Annotated in this window: 11 protein-coding genes; 6 read left to right on the forward strand and 5 right to left on the reverse strand. The window is 43.7% G+C overall.

Annotated features, from left to right (window positions below; genetic code table 11):
• Positions 1–71: 71 nt before the first annotated feature.
• The 4 genes from ileS to G458_RS0103525 all read left to right on the forward strand — a co-directional run bounded on the left by ileS (position 72) and on the right by G458_RS0103525 (position 8,819).
• A complete protein-coding gene (ileS, locus tag G458_RS0103505; RefSeq protein WP_026950681.1) occupies positions 72–3,446 on the forward strand; it encodes an isoleucine--tRNA ligase in 3,375 nt (1,124 codons plus the stop codon).
• 10 nt (positions 3,447–3,456) lie between these two features.
• Positions 3,457–4,077 carry a lipoprotein signal peptidase gene (locus G458_RS0103510; protein WP_026950682.1) on the forward strand — a complete coding sequence of 207 codons (621 nt, stop codon included), beginning with the start codon at positions 3,457–3,459 and terminating at the stop codon, positions 4,075–4,077.
• Positions 4,078–4,269: 192 nt separating this feature from the next.
• Entirely contained in the window at positions 4,270–7,212 is a 2,943-nt protein-coding gene (locus G458_RS0103515; protein ID WP_026950683.1) for a DEAD/DEAH box helicase, read from the forward strand.
• Positions 7,213–7,472: 260 nt separating this feature from the next.
• Positions 7,473–8,819 carry a PhoH family protein gene (locus G458_RS0103525; protein ID WP_026950684.1) on the forward strand — a complete coding sequence of 449 codons (1,347 nt, stop codon included), beginning with the start codon at positions 7,473–7,475 and terminating at the stop codon, positions 8,817–8,819.
• 118 nt (positions 8,820–8,937) lie between these two features.
• Here the strand turns inward: G458_RS0103525 and G458_RS0103530 are convergent, their stop codons facing one another.
• Positions 8,938–9,495, reverse strand: coding sequence for a hypothetical protein (locus tag G458_RS0103530; protein ID WP_026950685.1), 558 nt, complete (start codon positions 9,493–9,495; stop codon positions 8,938–8,940).
• 363 nt (positions 9,496–9,858) lie between these two features.
• Here G458_RS0103530 and G458_RS0103535 point away from each other — a divergent pair, with 363 nt between their 5' ends.
• A complete protein-coding gene (locus G458_RS0103535; RefSeq protein ID WP_026950686.1) occupies positions 9,859–10,107 on the forward strand; it encodes a hypothetical protein in 249 nt (82 codons plus the stop codon).
• 138 nt (positions 10,108–10,245) lie between these two features.
• Here the strand turns inward: G458_RS0103535 and G458_RS0103540 are convergent, their stop codons facing one another.
• From G458_RS0103540 to uvrA, 4 genes are all read right to left on the reverse strand, one after another.
• Positions 10,246–11,001, reverse strand: coding sequence for a LytR/AlgR family response regulator transcription factor (locus G458_RS0103540; RefSeq protein ID WP_026950687.1), 756 nt, complete (start codon positions 10,999–11,001; stop codon positions 10,246–10,248).
• Positions 11,002–11,123: 122 nt separating this feature from the next.
• On the reverse strand, positions 11,124–11,858 hold the full coding sequence (locus tag G458_RS0103545) for a LytR/AlgR family response regulator transcription factor (RefSeq protein ID WP_026950688.1): 735 nt from the start codon (positions 11,856–11,858) through the stop codon (positions 11,124–11,126).
• 14 nt (positions 11,859–11,872) lie between these two features.
• On the reverse strand, positions 11,873–12,925 hold the full coding sequence (locus tag G458_RS0103550; RefSeq protein WP_026950689.1) for a sensor histidine kinase: 1,053 nt from the start codon (positions 12,923–12,925) through the stop codon (positions 11,873–11,875).
• 71 nt (positions 12,926–12,996) lie between these two features.
• A complete protein-coding gene (gene uvrA / locus G458_RS0103555) occupies positions 12,997–15,840 on the reverse strand; it encodes an excinuclease ABC subunit UvrA (RefSeq protein WP_026950690.1) in 2,844 nt (947 codons plus the stop codon).
• Between the two features lie 354 nt (positions 15,841–16,194).
• On the opposite strand from uvrA, the gene G458_RS0103565 reads away from it, so the two are divergent.
• Complete coding sequence (locus G458_RS0103565; RefSeq protein WP_026950691.1) at positions 16,195–18,393, forward strand: carotenoid oxygenase family protein; 2,199 nt, start codon at positions 16,195–16,197, stop codon at positions 18,391–18,393.
• Positions 18,394–18,398 lie beyond the last annotated feature (5 nt).

Here is an 18,398-nt window from a genome sequence, read left to right on the forward strand (position 1 = left end):
GCTTGTTTTGAGGGGAATGGCCAAAAGACCTTCCCCTTTTCTTCACCTACTTGCCCTTAAGAAAGGAAATTGTGAAAACGTATCAGGAATTTAAACAGGTAGATTACCCTCAAATCGGAGAATCTGTCCTTCAGTATTGGAAAGAAAATCAGATTTTCGAAAAGTCCATTGCCAACCGCGAAGGAGCTGAAACCTTCACCTTTTTTGAAGGTCCTCCTTCTGCCAACGGAACCCCGGGTATCCACCACGTGATGGCCCGTACCTTGAAGGATATTTTCTGCCGATACAAGACGCTGAAAGGTTTTCAAGTCAAAAGAAAAGGCGGTTGGGACACTCATGGTCTTCCAGTAGAGCTTCAGGTCGAGAAAGAACTTGGGATTACCAAGGAAGATATCGGAAAAAAAATCACTGTTGAAGAGTACAACCGCAAGTGCCGCGAGACGGTCATGCGCTTCAAAAACGAATGGGATGACCTAACCGAGAAAATCGGCTACTGGGTGGATTTGGATGATCCGTATATCACATTTGATTCCAACTATATCGAGACACTTTGGTACTTGCTGAAGAAGCTGTATGATAAGGGTCTTTTGTACAAAGGATACACCATTCAGCCTTATTCACCGGCTGCAGGTACCGGACTTTCTTCCCATGAACTGAATCAGCCAGGCACCTACAAAGATGTCAAGGACACCTCTATCACAGCTCAGTTTAAGCTCAAAGGTCAGGACAACACCTACATTCTAGCTTGGACGACTACGCCTTGGACTTTGCCTTCCAACTCTGCTCTGGCGATCGGGGAGAACTTGGATTATGTAAAGGTGAAAACTTTCAATCCCTATACCCATGAGCCGGTAACGGTGATTTTGGCGAAAGCCAGGATGTCTGCCTACCTCAATCCTAAAGCTGCCGAACTCAAGCTGGAGGACTACAAGGCTGGAGACAAGCTGATTCCTTATGAAATCATCGAGGAGTTCAAAGGTAAATCTATGCTGGGCTGGGAATACCAGCAGTTGTTCCCGATCGCGGATCTAGCTTTGCTTAGTCCTGCATTTACCGTGGTGGCGGGAGACTATGTGACCACAGAAGACGGTACAGGTATCGTACACCTGGCAAAAGCATTCGGTGCGGATGACTTTAGAACTTTGGTACAAAATAATGTCCCAGGCGTCTTCGTCAAGGACGAATTGGGGAATGACATCCCAGTGGTAGACAAGCAAGGAAAATTCCTTCCTGTCGTAGGAGAATATCTCGCCGCTAAAATGAAAGAACATGGAATCACCGCCCACAAAGAATATGGGGTGAATGATTTCTATGTAAAAAACTATACTGAGGACGATGAGAATGCAACGGACTACAAAAACACCGATGTCATCATTTCCATCATCCTGAAAAATGAAAACAAGGCCTTCAAGGTCGAAAAATACGAGCACACCTACCCACACTGCTGGAGAACAGACAAGCCTGTCTTGTACTATCCTTTGGAAAGCTGGTTTATCAAAACCACCGCATTCAAAGACCGAATGGTGGAGCTCAACAAAACCATCAACTGGAAGCCAGAAGCAACCGGCACCGGACGCTTTGGCAACTGGCTGGAAAACTTGGTGGACTGGAACCTCAGCCGTTCCCGATTCTGGGGAACTCCCCTCCCAATCTGGAGAACTTCGGATGGTGCAGAAGAGAAATGCATCGGTTCTATTGCTGAACTGAATGCTGAAATCGAAAAGTCCATCGCTGCCGGATTTATGGCAAAATCTCCCTATGAGGGCAAGGAGCTTGATCTTCACAGGCCTTATGTGGATGATGTGATCTTAGTTTCTGCAAAAGGAAAAAAAATGTTCCGCGAGCCGGACCTGATAGACGTTTGGTTTGATTCCGGAGCCATGCCTTATGCACAATGGCATTATCCTTTCGAAAATGAGGACATTTTCAAAGCCAACTACCCGGCAGACTACATCGCTGAGGGGGTTGATCAAACCCGTGGCTGGTTCTTTACCCTACATGCCATCTCAGTGATGTTGTTTGACAGTGTTTCTTTCAAAAATGTCATTGCCAATGGACTTGTCCTGGACAAAAACGGAAACAAAATGTCCAAGCGCCTGGGCAATGCCGTGGATCCTTTCAAGACCTTGAAAGAATACGGACCGGACGCCCTGCGTTGGTACATGCTCAGCAATGCCAATCCTTGGGACAATCTGAAGTTTAATCTTGATGGAGTAGCTGAAGTACAGAGACGCTTCTTCGGCACCCTGCAGAACACTTATAATTTCTTTGCACTATACGCCAACTTGGACACTTTTGTCTATGACAAGTCCAAATCTGTTCCGGTCAGCGAACGTGCCGAATTGGATCAATGGATCATTTCCAAACTTCAGTCTTTGATCACTGAGGTAGAAGAAGCCATGGACAATTACGATGCGACCAAGGCTACCAGGGCCATCATGAACTTTACCGTAGATCAGCTTTCCAACTGGTATGTACGCTTGGCCAGAAAACGGTTCTGGAGAGGCGACATGAACACGGACAAGCAGGCCGCTTATGAGACGCTTTACGAATGCTTGCTGACCCTGACCCAATTGATGTCTTCCTTTGCACCATTCTACGCAGACTGGTTGTACAAAAACTTGACTGAAGCTGGAGAAAGCGGAAAAGGCTCTGTTCATTTGACAGACTGGGTATCAGCCGACAAAGGCCTGATCAATGATGATCTCGAGGCCAGCATGGACTTGGCTCAGACCATTTCTTCCTTGGTTCACTCTCTTAGAAAGAAAGAAAAACTTAAAGTTCGTCAGCCATTACAGCGAATTTTGATTCCTGTTTTGAATAAGAAAACCCAGGCTCAAATCGAGCACGTGGAAGAGCTGATCAAAACTGAAGTCAATATCAAGGACATCGAATTCCTCGATGATGCCTCCGGAATTCTGGTGAAAAATGTAAAGCCAAATCTTCCGGTATTGGGTAAGAAATTGGGTCCCAAGATGCGATTTGTGGTCGCGGCCATCAATACTTGGGGTCAGGAAGAAATAGCCCAGATCGAAAGAGAAGGTAAATACTCTGTTCAGGTAGAAGGAGAAACCATCGAACTTCTGCTAGAGGAGGTATTGATCACTTCTCAGGACATTCCGGGATGGTCAGTCGCCACCGATGCCGGCGTGACGGTAGCTCTGGATGTGACTTTGACCGACGAACTAAAGCAGGAAGGTGTAGCCAGAGATTTGGTCAACCGAATTCAGAATCTCAGAAAAGACATGGGCTTGGAAGTGCAGGACAAGATTCACATCAGCCTCGCCAACAGCAATGTTTTGGTTAATTCAGCGGTTGAGAGCTTCGGAAACTACATTCAATCCGAAACACAAGCCTTGAGTCTGGAATTGAAATCCGAGCTAGCAGACGCAACCCTCCTGGACATGGATGAGTTTGAATTGGCAGTAAAAGTAAAAAAGGCTTAAGCCTCTACGAATGAATAATTACATCAAATATTTTGGGATTGCCCTTCTGGTCATCCTTATTGATCAGGCCGTCAAGATGCTGGTGCATTTCCAAATGGATTTTGGCACACCGGGACAAATCCCAATTTTTGGAGATTGGTTTAAGCTGCATTACACTACCAATCCGGGAATGGCTTTTGGGATGGAACTGGGCTCAGAGTATGGCAAAATGATTCTGACTTCCTTCAGACTGGTGGCCATGGTGGGCATTGGGTATTACCTTTCCATGATCATTAAAAAGGAAAATCACCCGATATACATTCTCTGCATTGCCATGATTTTAGGGGGTGCAATCGGCAATCTAGTGGATTCTGTTTTTTATGGAATCTGGCTGGATAATGCTCCTTACAATGCTCCTACTCCATGGTTTCATGGTCAGGTAGTGGATATGTTTTATTTTGATATTTGGGAGGGATATATACCGGATTGGGTACCTCTTTGGGGCGGAAGTTATACCGCACTTTGGCCTATATTTAATGTAGCAGATGCTTCTATTTTTGTAGGCGTTGCCATTATATTAATCTTCCAAAATAGATTTTTTCCAGAAAAAAAGGAGGAAATAAAACCACAGGATCAAGAAGTGAATTCCTAAAGATTTTCACTCTCTTTAATCCAAAAGGGCCTTGTTTTGATGAAATAAGGCCCTTTTTTTATTTTTCAAGTATAAAAGGATCATCAATCCCCCATTTTTTTATACTTTTCAGATTAATTATCTATCTGGCACCACCAATCCTTATTGAATATAGTTCTGGGATTTTTCTTTGAGCTATATTATCACATTCGCATGATCGTAAATTCAGAACAACCTTTTCAGATTGTCTATTCTATATTTAGTCACGAATTTCTAGGCTTACTTTTTGAGTCTTTCGTGGTCCAATTAGATGAAAAAGGCAGGCTCTCTCTAGCTTATCAAAATATCAGCTATGCCAATGCAAAGGAGTTTGACGCCGGCCTCGATAAAAAGGATTATGATCTGATAAAGCTCATGGACTCCATGCAGCCGGAGGTGGTGGCCAAGCCCTACATGGTCAAAAAGAAGAATCTCCGTCCCAAGGAGTTTCTCGAGAAAGTTTACGATCCCAAAACAGAAGATAAAAATATACAGGAGTTGATTGCCACAAACCTGGAAAACAAAAGGGCGAAAATTCTTTCCATGATAATTGGGAAAAGGCTCTTTGAAATGGGTTCGGATGGCAATCCGACCTGGAAAGAAATCACCGTAAACCCGGTGCCGGCCACGGTCCTTTTCCATTTTCACAAAAACGAGGACAATACCCACTACTGGCCGACTATCAAGTTTCAGGGACAAAAACTCGACTGGCAGTACAAAAACGGGTATTTCCTCTGCAAGGACCCCGCTTGGCTGATTGTAAATGGACAGCTGTTTCATTTTGAAAAAGGGATTGACGGCAAAAAACTTCAGGCCTTCCTTCACAAAAAATTCATCGTCATCGAGAAGCGGATCGAGCCGGGATACTATCGAGGCTTTATGAAAAACCTGATTACCCAGTTTGAAGTGGAGGCGAGAGGCTTTGACATCCATACGGAGCAGGGTACTCCCAATGCCTTGCTTACCTTCAGTGAACTCCAGGAAAACGCTACCGGTCCAGATCTGTTTGGAAACGGAAATGAAACTCCTCAGGAAAGCAAAATCGTATTTGAGCTTCGTTTCAAATACGGAGAATACGATTTTGGAATTCAATCCGCTGATGGAGAAAACTCCGGAAATTCGGTTCGTCTAGAGGAAAAAAACGGAACCTATACCTTCTATAAAACTGTCCGGACTACTCAGGTAGAAAAGAAATATGAGACCATTCTGAAGAAGAAAAATATGGTCTTTACCCACGGGAAATTTGCCTTACCAAAAACCCAAGCCTTTGAATGGCTAGGGCAGAATGAAGATTTTCTGGAGGAAAACAAGATCAAAATCGAGCAGAGAAGCAGTCTCAGCGGCAAAACCTACCATATCGGGAAAGCTCAGATCAGCATCGAAGTCAATGAAAACATCGACTGGTTTGATGTCAAAGCTCAAATCAAGTTTGGCGTATATCTGGTGCCTTTTGCCAAACTCAGGAAACTTCTCATTCAGGGAAAGACAGAGTTTGAACTACCCAATGGGGAAATAGCGGTGATTCCGGCTTCCTGGTTTGTAAACTATTCCGAACTGTTCAATTTCATTGAAGAGAGGTCTTCTGAAGAATTGGTTCTTCGAAAGCATCACTTGGCATTTGCCAAGGAGCTTCAAAACGGAGAGTTGATTCAGCTTAATCTCAGCTTAAAGTTGGAGAGGTTGCGGAATTTTGATGCGATTGATGACTATGAGATTCCGGCCAGCTTCAATGGCTCTCTTCGGCCTTACCAACACGCGGGATACAACTGGTTGCGGTTTTTGAATGAATACCAGTTTGGGGGATGTTTGGCCGATGACATGGGTCTGGGTAAGACAGTACAAACTTTGGCACTGCTCGCACATGAAAAAGAAGAGAATCCAGGTTTTGTCTCTTTATTGGTCATGCCGACTTCCCTGATTTACAATTGGGAGCTGGAAGCCAGAAAATTCACTCCAGATCTGAAAATCCTGGTTTATTCAGGCACTCAACGGATCAAAGATCCCTGGAAGTTCAGAGGCTATGATGTGGTCTTGACTTCCTATGGCATTGTACGATTGGACATCGATATCCTGAAGGATTTCTATTTCAACTACGTGATTTTGGACGAATCCCAGGCCATCAAAAACCCATCCTCCAACATTGCGGTGGCGGTGAATAAGCTCAAGAGCAAACGAAGGCTGATCCTGACCGGTACTCCAGTGGAAAATGGCACCATGGACCTTTGGTCTCAGATGAACTTTGTCAATCCTGGATTGCTTGGCAACCAGAACATGTTCAAAAAGCAGTATTTGCTTCCGATTGAAAAGCAAAACGACAAAGACAAGGCCAGCCGACTGCATGCCATGATCAAGCCTTTTATCCTAAGAAGGCTAAAATCGCAGGTAGCTCAGGACCTTCCGGAAAAATTAACCAACGTGAAGTATTCCGACATGACTCCTGAACAGGAAAAAGTCTATGAGGAAGTAAAGTCCTACTATCGGGAAAAGATTATTGGAGAGCTCAGCGGAGCAGGCCGTGGCTCCCAGCAGTTTACCTTATTGAGAGGCTTGACCCAACTTCGGCAAATCGCCAATCACCCTAAGCTCGTTCGGGAAGACTATAAAGATGAATCCGGAAAACTGGAAGACATCACTTACATGCTTCAGGAAACGATTTCCGAAGATCATAAAGTATTGGTATTTAGCCAGTTTGTCCGACATCTGAGTATTGTCCGGGCTTATTTGGATGAAAACAACATCCCGTATGCCTACCTGGATGGAGCCACCAAAGACCGTCAGGCGCAGGTGGAGAAATTCCAAAATGACGAGAATATCAAGGTATTCCTGATTTCCCTCAAAGCAGGGGGCGTAGGACTTAACCTGACCAAAGCGGAATATGTATTCCTATTGGATCCTTGGTGGAACCCGGCCGTTGAAGCTCAGGCCATTGACCGTGCCCACCGAATCGGGCAGGAAAACAAGGTAATTATCTACAAATTCATCACCCGAGGTTCAGTGGAAGAAAAAATCATGGCCCTTCAGAACCGTAAGCTAGCCCTTGCAGGAGAACTGATCAGCAATGAGGAAAGCTTTATGAAGAGTCTGGACAATGAGGATATTCGGGCATTGTTAGATTAAGGATTGAAAGATTTTAAGATTGGAAAATTGAAAGATTAAATCCTCGGGACTGAGTTTAAAAATTTGGAATGTATTCATCCCTTCAAAAATTATATTTTCCAATTTTCCAATTTTCCAATTTTCCAATTTTATCAAATTGATTCTCAACACCATGAATGCATTTCGGGATTTTTAACCATAATTTCTTGGGCTTCTATGCCTATTCCCCAAGATTATTTTCTAAATTATTTCTACTCAATACCACTACAATTTTCCTGCACATGCCTAGAGCCAAATCCGAAAAAGATCGGAAAATCTTTGTGCTGGACACATCCGTGATCCTGTATGCACACAACTCCATCATGAACTTTGCCGAACACGATGTGGTGATTCCTATTACTGTGTTGGAAGAGCTAGATCAATTCAAAAAGGGAAATGATACCAAGAACTTTGAAGCCAGGGAATTTATCCGATTGCTGGATAAGCTTTCCATGGATCATATGATTCACGAGTGGACTCCACTCAATGGAAAAACACGGGGCAACTTCAAAGTCTTGATGAACCCGGATAACAAGCTCAATGCAAATGTGATTTTCGGAGAGGAAAAAAACGACCACAAAATCCTCAACGCTGCCCTTTACCTCAAAGAGCACGAGAAGAACCGCAAAGTCATCTTGGTTTCGAAAGACATCAATCTCCGGCTAAAAGCCAAGTCTTTGGAAATCCATGCAGAGGACTACGAGACCGGAAAAATCAAGAATATTACGGAACTCGAAAACACCGGAAAATACATTCTGGATGACGTGGATCCTGCAGCGATCAACAAGATCTATGACCAAGGCTATATTGAGGCAAAAGCTGTATTGGGTACCCGAAAACGAAAATCCAATGCCTATTACATCCTGAAAAGCGAGAAAAATTCCGTATTGGCCTATTTCAATTCGGATGAAAATATTCTGGAAAGGGTGGACAAACGCCTGGCTTACAATGTCAAGCCTAGAAATGCAGAGCAGACCTTTGCCTTGCATGCAATTATGAATCCTGCGATCAAGCTGGTCTCCATCCAAGGGGTGGCGGGTACAGGAAAAACCCTCTTAGCCTTGGCCGGTGCATTGGAGCAGCGGAGAGAATATAAGCAGGTATTTCTGGCCCGACCCATTGTCCCCTTGTCGAATAAGGACATTGGATATTTGCCGGGAGACATTAAGTCCAAGCTGAATCCCTACATGGAGCCGCTATGGGACAATTTGAAGTTTATCCAAAATCAATACAAGGAAACCGATAAGGAATACCAAAAAATCACCGAGCTGGTCAACCAAGAGAAGCTGGTCATCCAGCCATTGGCTTACATTCGGGGTAGATCACTGTCCAACATCTTCTTTATTGTGGACGAGGCACAAAACCTGACACCTCATGAGATCAAGACCATTATTTCAAGGGCCGGTGAAAATACCAAGATTATCTTCACCGGGGACGTATTTCAGATCGATACTCCCTATCTCGATTCCCAATCCAACGGGCTTTCCTATCTGATTGACCGGGTCAAAGACCACCCGCTCTACGCGCACATCAAGCTGGAGAAAGGGGAGCGATCAGAACTGGCCAATCTGGCGAATGAGTTGTTGTAGTCTTTGGGAATGTATTAAGACAAAAAAAGGTAGGCTAGATATACTAGCCTACCCTAATCTTAAAAAAGAAAACAAAGTTTAAATTAATTTACTCTTTGCTAACAAGAAATTTTTTAATTCAAAGTTGAATACCGACGGACAGGGAGTTGATCCAATGATAACTGGCTTTTTCATAGGTATAGGAAAGGACTAATGGCATTTTTACCGGTAATATGTACCCTATTCGCAAACCAAAAACTTCCTGACCATGATCTGCAACATCATATCGAAGGACATTTCCTTCTCCATCTAGTAGAGTCGCTTCATTTCGCTCAAATCCAACTCTCCGATATCTCAATTGGGCTACAAATGTATCTTTAGAATTAATTGGGATCGTTTTCGAGAGTCCAATTCCAATCCAATATCCATTTTGAAACCATTCCGAGTAGCAAGTGGTACAATTCAACAATTTCTCATAGCCTAAACCTCCCAAACCATCCAACCCAATTTTTTTAACAATCGGAAATCTATACTCAGCTCCTAGTCCAATTCCTGTATCGGAAAACCCTCTTAATCTACTTTCAACCTGAAGATATCCTAGATTTATTTGAAATCGCTTCTCCTTTACTTCTTGGGAAAAAAGGTGGTTTGGCCAAATAAAGAAGCAAAAGAAATTCGCAATGATCAGATTTCTCATAAAACAATTTATTTAATAGTGTTATTCTTTCGGTAAATGTAGTTGGGTTTTAAACCTCAAAAAATCCCTAATATTGGGTATATTTTCAGGTTTTGTATGCCAAGTGGAAAAGTGCAACCGTGCAAGTAGGCTATTTTCATTTTTATCCTCAGGTCTGTCCAAATACTATTTTTTGTTAAATTTTAAAATAGGGTGTAACCAAATTATGTTCGGTTTTTTGTCCGCACCTGAGGAAATGGTGTACGGAACCGTACAGACCAAAATCCTTAAAACCTCATTCTGAGAGGAATAAGCCGTTTTTTACAAATTGGTCGCCTTTTGGCATATTGAGAAATACGAATCTAAACCAACTCTTTTATTGCCATGAACTCATCAATCTTCACACAAAAAAACGTCTGTGCGGCACTGGGATTGGCCATGGCTTTTACCATCGTCCTCAAGGCGAAATCAGAAGCTAAGCTAGCACAACAAACTGCCCGATTTGAAACTACTAAACCAACTCCACAGATCGGATTCGAATCAGAAAAAGGTCCTGAAATACTTCAGGTGAACATTTACAGTACTTACAAAACTCAAAAGCCCCAAGCGCATACGGCGCTCGAGGCTTGTTAAGAGTGACTCGTAAGGGTTAATTTGGTTGATTGTTTGGTTATCAAAAGAGGCGGGCTTTGCTCGCCTTTTTTTTGTTTTCTTGTGATTAAATCAACCCTCCAAGGGTTCGAAACCCTTGGAGGGTTTAACTGTAATCGCTCAACTTTCAGTGATGGTATTCAATTTCGCCAAGAAGCTATTGTAATACTGTCTTCCGACCTGGACCACCGCTCCGGACTTCAGATTGATATCCTTAGTGTTAAAGCTTTCAATCTGCCCCAGCTGCACAATAAATGATTTCTGAACTCTCAGAAACAAATGAGAGGGCAGGATATCCTCGATTTCTTTCATAGACTTTCGGATGCTGTATTCCCTGTTTTTGGTGAAGATGGAGACCATATTTCCATTGGCTTCTACATAATACAGATCCTCATAGGGGACTCTTTCAAAGGCATTGTCCGCTTTGATAAAGACCGCATCGTTGACCAAGAATGGACTTTCGTTGCTTACCTTAACAACTGCCGCTTCTGGTGCAGGTTTGGTACGTTTGTTATAAAGAACGATCTCTACGATCGCATGAATATCGTTGGTATTGAAGGGTTTAACTATAAATCCTGCAGGAGCAATTCTTTTAGCTCTTTCAATAATCGTCGGATCAGAATAAGAGGTGACAAATACCAAAGGTGCATCCACCATCTGCTTGACAATCTCTCCCAACTCAATTCCATCCTTATCTCCTTTAAGCTTGATATCCATGAATATCAAGTCCGGGCGGTATTTCTTAATTACCTTAATGCATTGGTTGGCTGAGTTGGCGATGTCGATATTGACGTAGCCCAACAGTTCCAGGATTTCCTGAATATTTTCTGCGATGCTAATATCGTCTTCGACGATCAGGATTCTTTCCTCTTTCATAGTTAAAGAATTGATGTGCTTTCTGGGTAAGGAAGACTCAAATTTTCCAGTGAGAATCTAATTTTACCCTAATGTCCAAATTTAGTTTGGAAAATCAAATGCTTTTTTTTGACTATGAAATATTAAAGACTCATCATTTCTTTAAATCTGGCAGCTTGTCTCCTGCTTACTTCAATTCTGTCCCCGCCACGAAGTGTCACAACCAATCCCCCGTTAAACCAAGGTTCGATGGCTTCGACCCAACCCAAATTGATGATGTGCTTTCGGCTGGCGCGGAAAAAAGACTTTTCATCCAATCGCTCATCCAAGGCATTCAGGGACTTATGGATCATGGGCTTGAAATTGTCAAAGTAAACCTTGATATAATTCCCGTCGGATTCGAAGAGTCGGACATTGGACAATCTCACAAACCAGCATCTGTCTCCATCCTTGACGAATACCTGATCATCCAGGGTAAGTTTTTTGTTGTTGTGATAATTAGCAGACTCTTGATTTTTGTTTCCATTGTCAATTTTACCGACCAACCTATTGATTGCTTCCTCCAAGCGCTTGGGTTCAATGGGCTTGAGAAGGTAATCCAAGGCATTGACCTGAAATGCTTTCAAGGCATACTCGTCGTAGGCAGTGGTAAAGATTACATGGGGAACATGATCCAGTTCTTCCAGTAGATCAAACCCGGTTTTTTCGGGCATCTGAATATCCAGGAAAATTACATCCGGCTGCAACTGCTCGATCTTCTCTTTGGCATCATCGACATTGACCGCTTCTCCCACCACCTCGACCGTTTCCAGCTGATTAAGCAAATTGATCAACTCCTTTCGGGCTAATCTTTCATCATCTATTACTATGGCTCTCATTTTATTGGGGTTGGTTATTCTAAAGTAACTCTTTGTTTTGGAATTTTTATTTCGGTGATGACGTATTGGTTTCCGGAATTAAAAATCCTGAAACTCGCCTTGTCACCGTACAGAAGTTTCAGTCTTTGCTTAGTATTGACCAAGCCATGACCTCCTTCGGATTTAGAGGAATTTTTGGAGTTGGTGTTCAAAAACCCACTGTTTTTGACCTGAATATACAATTCATCCTGAAGACCTTCCCTGCATTTGATTTCAATCAAGCCTCCTTTGACCAGATTGGATATGCCGTGCTTGATGGCGTTTTCCACGATCGTTTGTAGCATCATCGGTGGGATTTTATAGTTGAAGGCCTCTTCCTCAATCAAATAGACCACCTCCAGCCTTTCCTCAAAACGAATAGATTCCAGAGCCAGATAGTCCTTGACCGTGGACAACTCATCTGCGAAATCAATGACCTGCTTTTTATCCATCACCAGCGAAAACCTCAACATATTGGAAATTCTGGTAATCGCATTTTTGGCTTTTTCGGGATCTTCATCCACCAATGCACGCACCGAATTTAAGGCATTAAAAATAAAGTGGGGATTGAGCTGACTTTTCAGGTGGTTTAGGCGGATTTCATTGATCTTGGCTTCATATTTCAAGCTGTTGTTGTAATTATCCAAAAAGTGAAATAGGAAGTAAAGCAAAAACCAAAAAGCATAATAAAGAAAGCTGACAAAGAGATTGACCGTGATGACAAGGGCTCTAAAATCTTCGTTGGGGTTTAATGTTCCAAAAGCCAGGTTGATCAGAATCTGGGCCAAAACATTGACCACAGCTAAGGCCAACAGTGCCAGGAGTGTCTGGATCAAAAGCCGAAGAATCCCGAGTTTAAACCATTCATAGGCTTTGACCACATGCCGTAGCCCATGAGTGGAGACCAGGTAAAATGCCGCCAAAGCAATAAAGGCCCAAAGCTGAACTGCCGAAACTCCCTGAGAAAGAGACGCAAAAACGATATTGACCAAGGCGAAACTCCCCCAGCCAAAAATCTGCAATACCCAATACAGCCTAATTCTATACATACCTAATCCAAAAATAAGTCATGTTCCGCTTTGCCTTTGGTGAATGTGATAAAAGGCAGAGAGGATTGATATTACCCTTGATTTGACCGATCAAGTTCCATCCTCAGGAATTTCCCGGTATAGCTGCTTGGATGCTCCGCCACCTGCTCTGGGCTGCCCTGAACCAAAATTGACCCTCCCTTATTTCCACCTTCCGGACCCAAATCCACCACATAATCCGCCACTTTGATCACATCCAGATTATGCTCAATGATCAGGACAGTATTTCCTTTTTCCACTAATTTCTGAAGCACCGTCATCAGCAGGTCAATGTCCTGAAAGTGTAGCCCCGTAGTCGGCTCATCCAGAATGTAGAAGGTCTTTCCGGTATCCTTTTTCGAAAGTTCAGTGGCCAACTTAACCCGCTGAGCTTCTCCACCGGACAGGGTGGTGGCATGCTGTCCGAGCGTGATATAGCCTAATCCCACATCGTTGAGCGTTTTGATTTTTCGAAGGATTTTGGGTTGATTCTCAAAAAACTCCACCGCCTGCTCCACGGTCATATCTAGGACATCGGAGATGGATTTTCCTTTGAACCTGACTTCCAGGGTTTCCCGGTTGTACCGTTTGCCTTTGCATGTCTCACAAGGAATATGCACATCCGGAAGAAAGTCCATTTCGATCAGCTTCATTCCTGCACCTTCGCAATCTTCACATCGCCCGCCTTTGACATTGAAGGAAAATCTTCCGGGCTTATATCCCCGGATTTTAGCCTCTGGCAATTCGGTAAACAGCGTTCTGATATCAGAAAAAACTCCTGTGTACGTCGCCGGATTGGATCTTGGAGTCCTTCCGATCGGACTTTGATCCACTTCGATGACTTTGTCCAAATGCTCCAATCCCTCGATACTTTTGTAGGGCATCGGCTCTTTTTTGGAGTTGTAAAACTGTTGATTCAGAATTGGGAAAAGGGTCTCGTGGATCAGGGTACTTTTCCCACTTCCTGAGACTCCGGTGATCAGGATCAGTGTCCCCAATGGGATTTCCAAATCCACGTTCTTGAGATTATTGCCGGAGGCGCCTTTGAGAACAAGTTTTTTGCCTTTGCCTTCTCTTCTTTTTTCAGGAATCGGAAGTCCCAGTTTTCCGCTCAGGTATCTGGAAGTAATGGAGCCGTTGTTGAAAATCTCCTGAGGCGGACCTGCTGCTACCACATGTCCACCATGCCTACCGGCTCCGGGTCCCATATCCAGCACATAGTCCGATTCCAGCATCATGTCCTTGTCATGCTCTACCACCAACACGGAGTTACCCAAATCTCTGAGGCTTTGGAGCGCCTTGATCAGTTTAACGTTGTCCCGCTGATGAAGCCCGATACTGGGTTCGTCCAGGATATACAACACTCCTACCAGTTGAGTCCCGATCTGGGTGGCCAGACGAATTCGCTGAGCCTCTCCTCCGGAAAGCGTCCTAAGGGGCCTGTTCAGAGACAGGTAGTCCAAGCCAATGTCGAGCAGAAACCCAATCCGTTTTCGGATTTCTTTAAGAACTTCTGCCGCAATCATATTTTGCTTATCGCTCATACGCTCTTCCAAGCCTTCAAACCAATCCCCAAGTCCGCGAATATCCAGCATCGCCAGCTCGCCGATATGCTTTTCATCGATCTTGAAATGAAGTGCTTCTTTTTTCAGACGATAGCCTTCACAATCGGGACAGGTTTTGGTGACTGTAAATTCAGAAACCCAATCTTGGATCTTCTCAGAACTCCCTTCCTGATATTTCTGAAGAAAATTTACAATCCCCTCGAAAGTCGTATGCCATTTCGTACCGGGGTATTTGACAGAATCCACGGCCACTTCCACTTTGTCTCCAAAGAGCAAAACCTCTACCACATGGCCCGGAAGGTCTTTGATCGGAGTACTCATGCTGCATTTATAGTGCTTGAGGATGGCCTCCACTTTCTTGAAGATCCATATATCCCGGTATTCACCCAAGGGAGCAATTCCTCCTCGGGTGATGCTCAGACTCGGATCGGGAATGATACTTTCCCGGGTAATTTCCTCAGTTATTCCAAGACCGTTACAGGTAGGACAGGCACCATAAGGGGAGTTAAAAGAGAAAGAATTTGGGGCGGGCTCATCATAGGACAAACCAGTCTCCGGGTCCATCAAATACTTGGAAAAATGATGAATGTCTCCGTTTTCCTCCCGGATCATTATCACTCCTTTACCGTGTTGTAAACCAGCTTTCAGTGATTGGGTGATACGAAACCGGTCTGATTCGTCTGCCACTATCCGGTCTATTACAATCTCGATGTCGTGGATTTTGTACCGGTCCAGCTGCATCTTTGGGACAATATCCATGACTACATTGTCCACACGAACCTTAGAAAACCCCATTTTTCGGATTTGCTCAAACAGCTCCCGATAATGTCCCTTACGCCCTTTGACCACAGGGGCAAGGATGTAGAGTTTTTTTCCCAGAAACTTTGAAAAAAGCTGCTCAATGATTTGATCCTCCGTCTGGCGGATCATTTTCTTGCCCGTCAGATAGGAGTAAGCTTCACCGGCTCTGGCGTATAGAAGACGCATAAAATCATAAATCTCCGTCACCGTTCCCACAGTGGAGCGGGGATTTTTGGAAGTAGTCTTTTGCTCTATGGCGATCACCGGAGAAAGTCCATTGATCTTGTCCACGTCCGGACGTTCCATTCCCCCTAAAAATGACCTTGCATAGGCAGAAAAGCTTTCCATGTACCTCCTTTGACCTTCGGCGTAGATGGTGTCAAAGGCCAAGGAGCTTTTTCCGCTTCCCGACAGCCCCGTTATTACCACGAGTTTGTTGCGAGGAATGCTCAGGTCAAGGTTCTTCAGATTATGCTCTCGGGCGCCGAAAATTTCTATATATTCTTCCTGTGAAGCAGGGGATTGACTCATTTGAGGAGGGGAATTATTAAACTGCGAAAGTACGAATTTCGATTGAGTAGACCTTAAGGTAACTGATACTAGGCAATCTGAGTTTACTTATTCGGCTTATCATTTTTTATTTTCCTGAAATCTCCCGAAACCACAGAATTCCTATCGACCGATAAATCGTGGAAAAATCAAATGAAAAATTGCAAAAATTAAATTTTTATTAGTTTTCGTTTTCCAAAAACTCATTTTTACGTTATTTTTTTTTGAAAGGATATTAAGTAATTTAGAAAAGGTAGGAATCCAATTTGCTTCTTTCCAGGGTGCCTTTTCCGCTTTTAGTATTTCTCATAGTCCCGCTTTTAACCAATTTTCATTATGAAGTACAAACTTCCAAGAGCACTGATGAGGACCAAAAGGGAGGAGTTTACCGACCTTTCTCTTCAAGTCCTAGGTGGCCAAATCCCTAATGACATACGGGGTTACGCCTATTTTATGGTTCCTGCGGGAGATTGCGAGGACGGAGAATTTTCAAAAGCCAACGAACCTATTTTAGGAGGAGACGGCATGATTCTCAAGCTGGATTTAAATCAGGAAGATGCCGCAAAGCTCAGTTTTAAATTTTCTGTCAGCGAAAGTTTTTTGGCAGACGAGGCTACTTTCAGTCCATTTACCCTTGACAAAGAAGGCCGAAAAGAAAAAAATCCATTTCATAAATACCGATTCAGTGATTTTGGACTGGGAAGATTAAGCTTCAAAATCGGCATGAGAAACCGGCTCAATACGGCAATCACTCCGATAAAATTCTCAGAAGATCCTACCGAAAGAATCGTCGTCTGTGCAGACGATGGCAGGCCTTATCTATGCGATCCCAAAACTCTCAAAACTTATAGCCCCATTGGGACTTTGGATGAGTGGGAGGCTTTGATGGGTTCCGAAAAGAAGTTCTTGGGTTTTTCCTATGGAATCAAGCCTTTCCCTCTCATAATGGCTACGGCTCACCCGGTTTTTGATCCCAAAACCAATGAATTTATTGGTGTAAACTATGGGCGGGTATTTGCAGACACCATTCGGAATTTGGGGGTCATCAATTCTAAAATTGAATCCATCAGGGACTTGTTGGGAGTCCTTTTGGTAGAATTACCCAAAGCAATTCTGCTGATTTTGTTCGGGGTTTTCTTTTTGATTCAGGACCTTTTCAACGGGCTATGGGCAGGAAGAAACACCAAGAGGTTTACCCATGTATTTTCATGGGATGGAAAAGGGAAACTGAAGAAAGCCAATCTGGTGCTTCCAAACGGAAAAAATCTGGTAATCAAGCAAACCCTACATCAGATTGCTTTGACCGAAAATCACATCATTTTATTGGACGCCTCTTTTAAGTTTACACCGGATCAGATCATCAATTCACTTCGTCCATACCGTAAAACCGACAACTTCCTATCTGAATTTTTTGAAAGGGTGTTAAGATGGCTCATGACCTCTCCCATGGAGCCCAATGCAATGTTCTATTTTGTGAAAAGGAAGGATTTTGAGCAAGCCCTGAGATCCCCAGTCCATGGGGATCAGCTGCCCAATGTCCAAGTCAACAGTACCGAGCTACCCTTTGAAACCTTGCATTTTCTGACCGATTACCGGGAGGAAGGAGGCAAAATCACCATGCACCTAGCCCATAACAATGCCGCCTGCCTCGCGGAATGGTTGCGCCCTTACGATTATCAATACACCGGCAAGAAATATACCTTCTGGGAAAAGCTGTTTGGCTTGGGCAAAACCAAAATCCAAACCGACCTACTGGGTATGATTGCGGTGGGACAAATGGATGTCAGTCGCATCGAAAAAGTCGAAATAGACCCGGAGACCTACAGCCCACTTCGTTCCTTCAACCTCATGAGCTTCGGAGATCCTCTGGGAGAAAATGGCACACGAGAGAAATCCCCCAATACTTTTAATTTAAGTTTCTATGCCTATCTGGACCAAACTCCAGTGGATCAGCTTCCGGAAAAGATAGCGTACATCTTCTGGATGTGCAGTGGTCTATTCCCAGAGGCCTTGACGGAATTTATTCACCGGATGTATGCGAAATATGAGCATCGAGTAATATCGCTTCAGCTTTTCGATCATATCACCCAAACCGGCAAGCCCTCCAACCTGATCCGGGTCAATTGCCAGACTATGGAAATCGAAGACAGCTTTATCTTCCCGCCAAATCAGGTGGGCATGTCTCCCCAGTTCATTCCCAAGAGCGGAAAGCCTAAAGATCAGAAAAATGGATACATTGTCTGTACAGTTTATACTTATATCGAGAATGTTACACCCGGTGATATAGATTGCGAGTTCTGGATATTCGATGGGGGGAATTTGACCCAGGGGCCTATCTGTAGGCTGGGGCATCCTGATGCCATCTTTGGCATGACGCTCCACACTGCCTATACTCCCACAGCAGAGCCTGTCCCCACAAAAGGATATCAAGTAGATGTCGTCGAAGAATTGAATAAGAGGATTAGAAGCAAAAAAGATAAAACGCTACATGCTCTATTTGACGAACATGTATTCCCATATTTCAAAAAAGCTTAACACAA

The sequence above is a fragment of the Algoriphagus mannitolivorans DSM 15301 genome (assembly GCF_000429425.1).
In the GTDB taxonomy this organism is placed as follows: domain Bacteria; phylum Bacteroidota; class Bacteroidia; order Cytophagales; family Cyclobacteriaceae; genus Algoriphagus; species Algoriphagus mannitolivorans.

What these genes read in the sequence shown, in the direction of transcription:
- G458_RS0103530 (WP_026950685.1), bottom strand. Translation starts at nt 9,495, where the DNA reads ATGAGAAATCTGATCATTGCGAATTTCTTTTGCTTCTTTATTTGGCCA.
- uvrA (WP_026950690.1), bottom strand. Translation starts at nt 15,840, where the DNA reads ATGAGTCAATCCCCTGCTTCACAGGAAGAATATATAGAAATTTTCGGC.
- G458_RS0103550 (WP_026950689.1), bottom strand. Translation starts at nt 12,925, where the DNA reads ATGTATAGAATTAGGCTGTATTGGGTATTGCAGATTTTTGGCTGGGGG.
- G458_RS0103565 (WP_026950691.1), top strand. Translation starts at nt 16,195, where the DNA reads ATGAAGTACAAACTTCCAAGAGCACTGATGAGGACCAAAAGGGAGGAG.
- G458_RS0103545 (WP_026950688.1), bottom strand. Translation starts at nt 11,858, where the DNA reads ATGAGAGCCATAGTAATAGATGATGAAAGATTAGCCCGAAAGGAGTTG.
- G458_RS0103540 (WP_026950687.1), bottom strand. Translation starts at nt 11,001, where the DNA reads ATGAAAGAGGAAAGAATCCTGATCGTCGAAGACGATATTAGCATCGCA.
- G458_RS0103535 (WP_026950686.1), top strand. Translation starts at nt 9,859, where the DNA reads ATGAACTCATCAATCTTCACACAAAAAAACGTCTGTGCGGCACTGGGA.
- G458_RS0103510 (WP_026950682.1), top strand. Translation starts at nt 3,457, where the DNA reads ATGAATAATTACATCAAATATTTTGGGATTGCCCTTCTGGTCATCCTT.
- G458_RS0103515 (WP_026950683.1), top strand. Translation starts at nt 4,270, where the DNA reads ATGATCGTAAATTCAGAACAACCTTTTCAGATTGTCTATTCTATATTT.
- G458_RS0103525 (WP_026950684.1), top strand. Translation starts at nt 7,473, where the DNA reads ATGCCTAGAGCCAAATCCGAAAAAGATCGGAAAATCTTTGTGCTGGAC.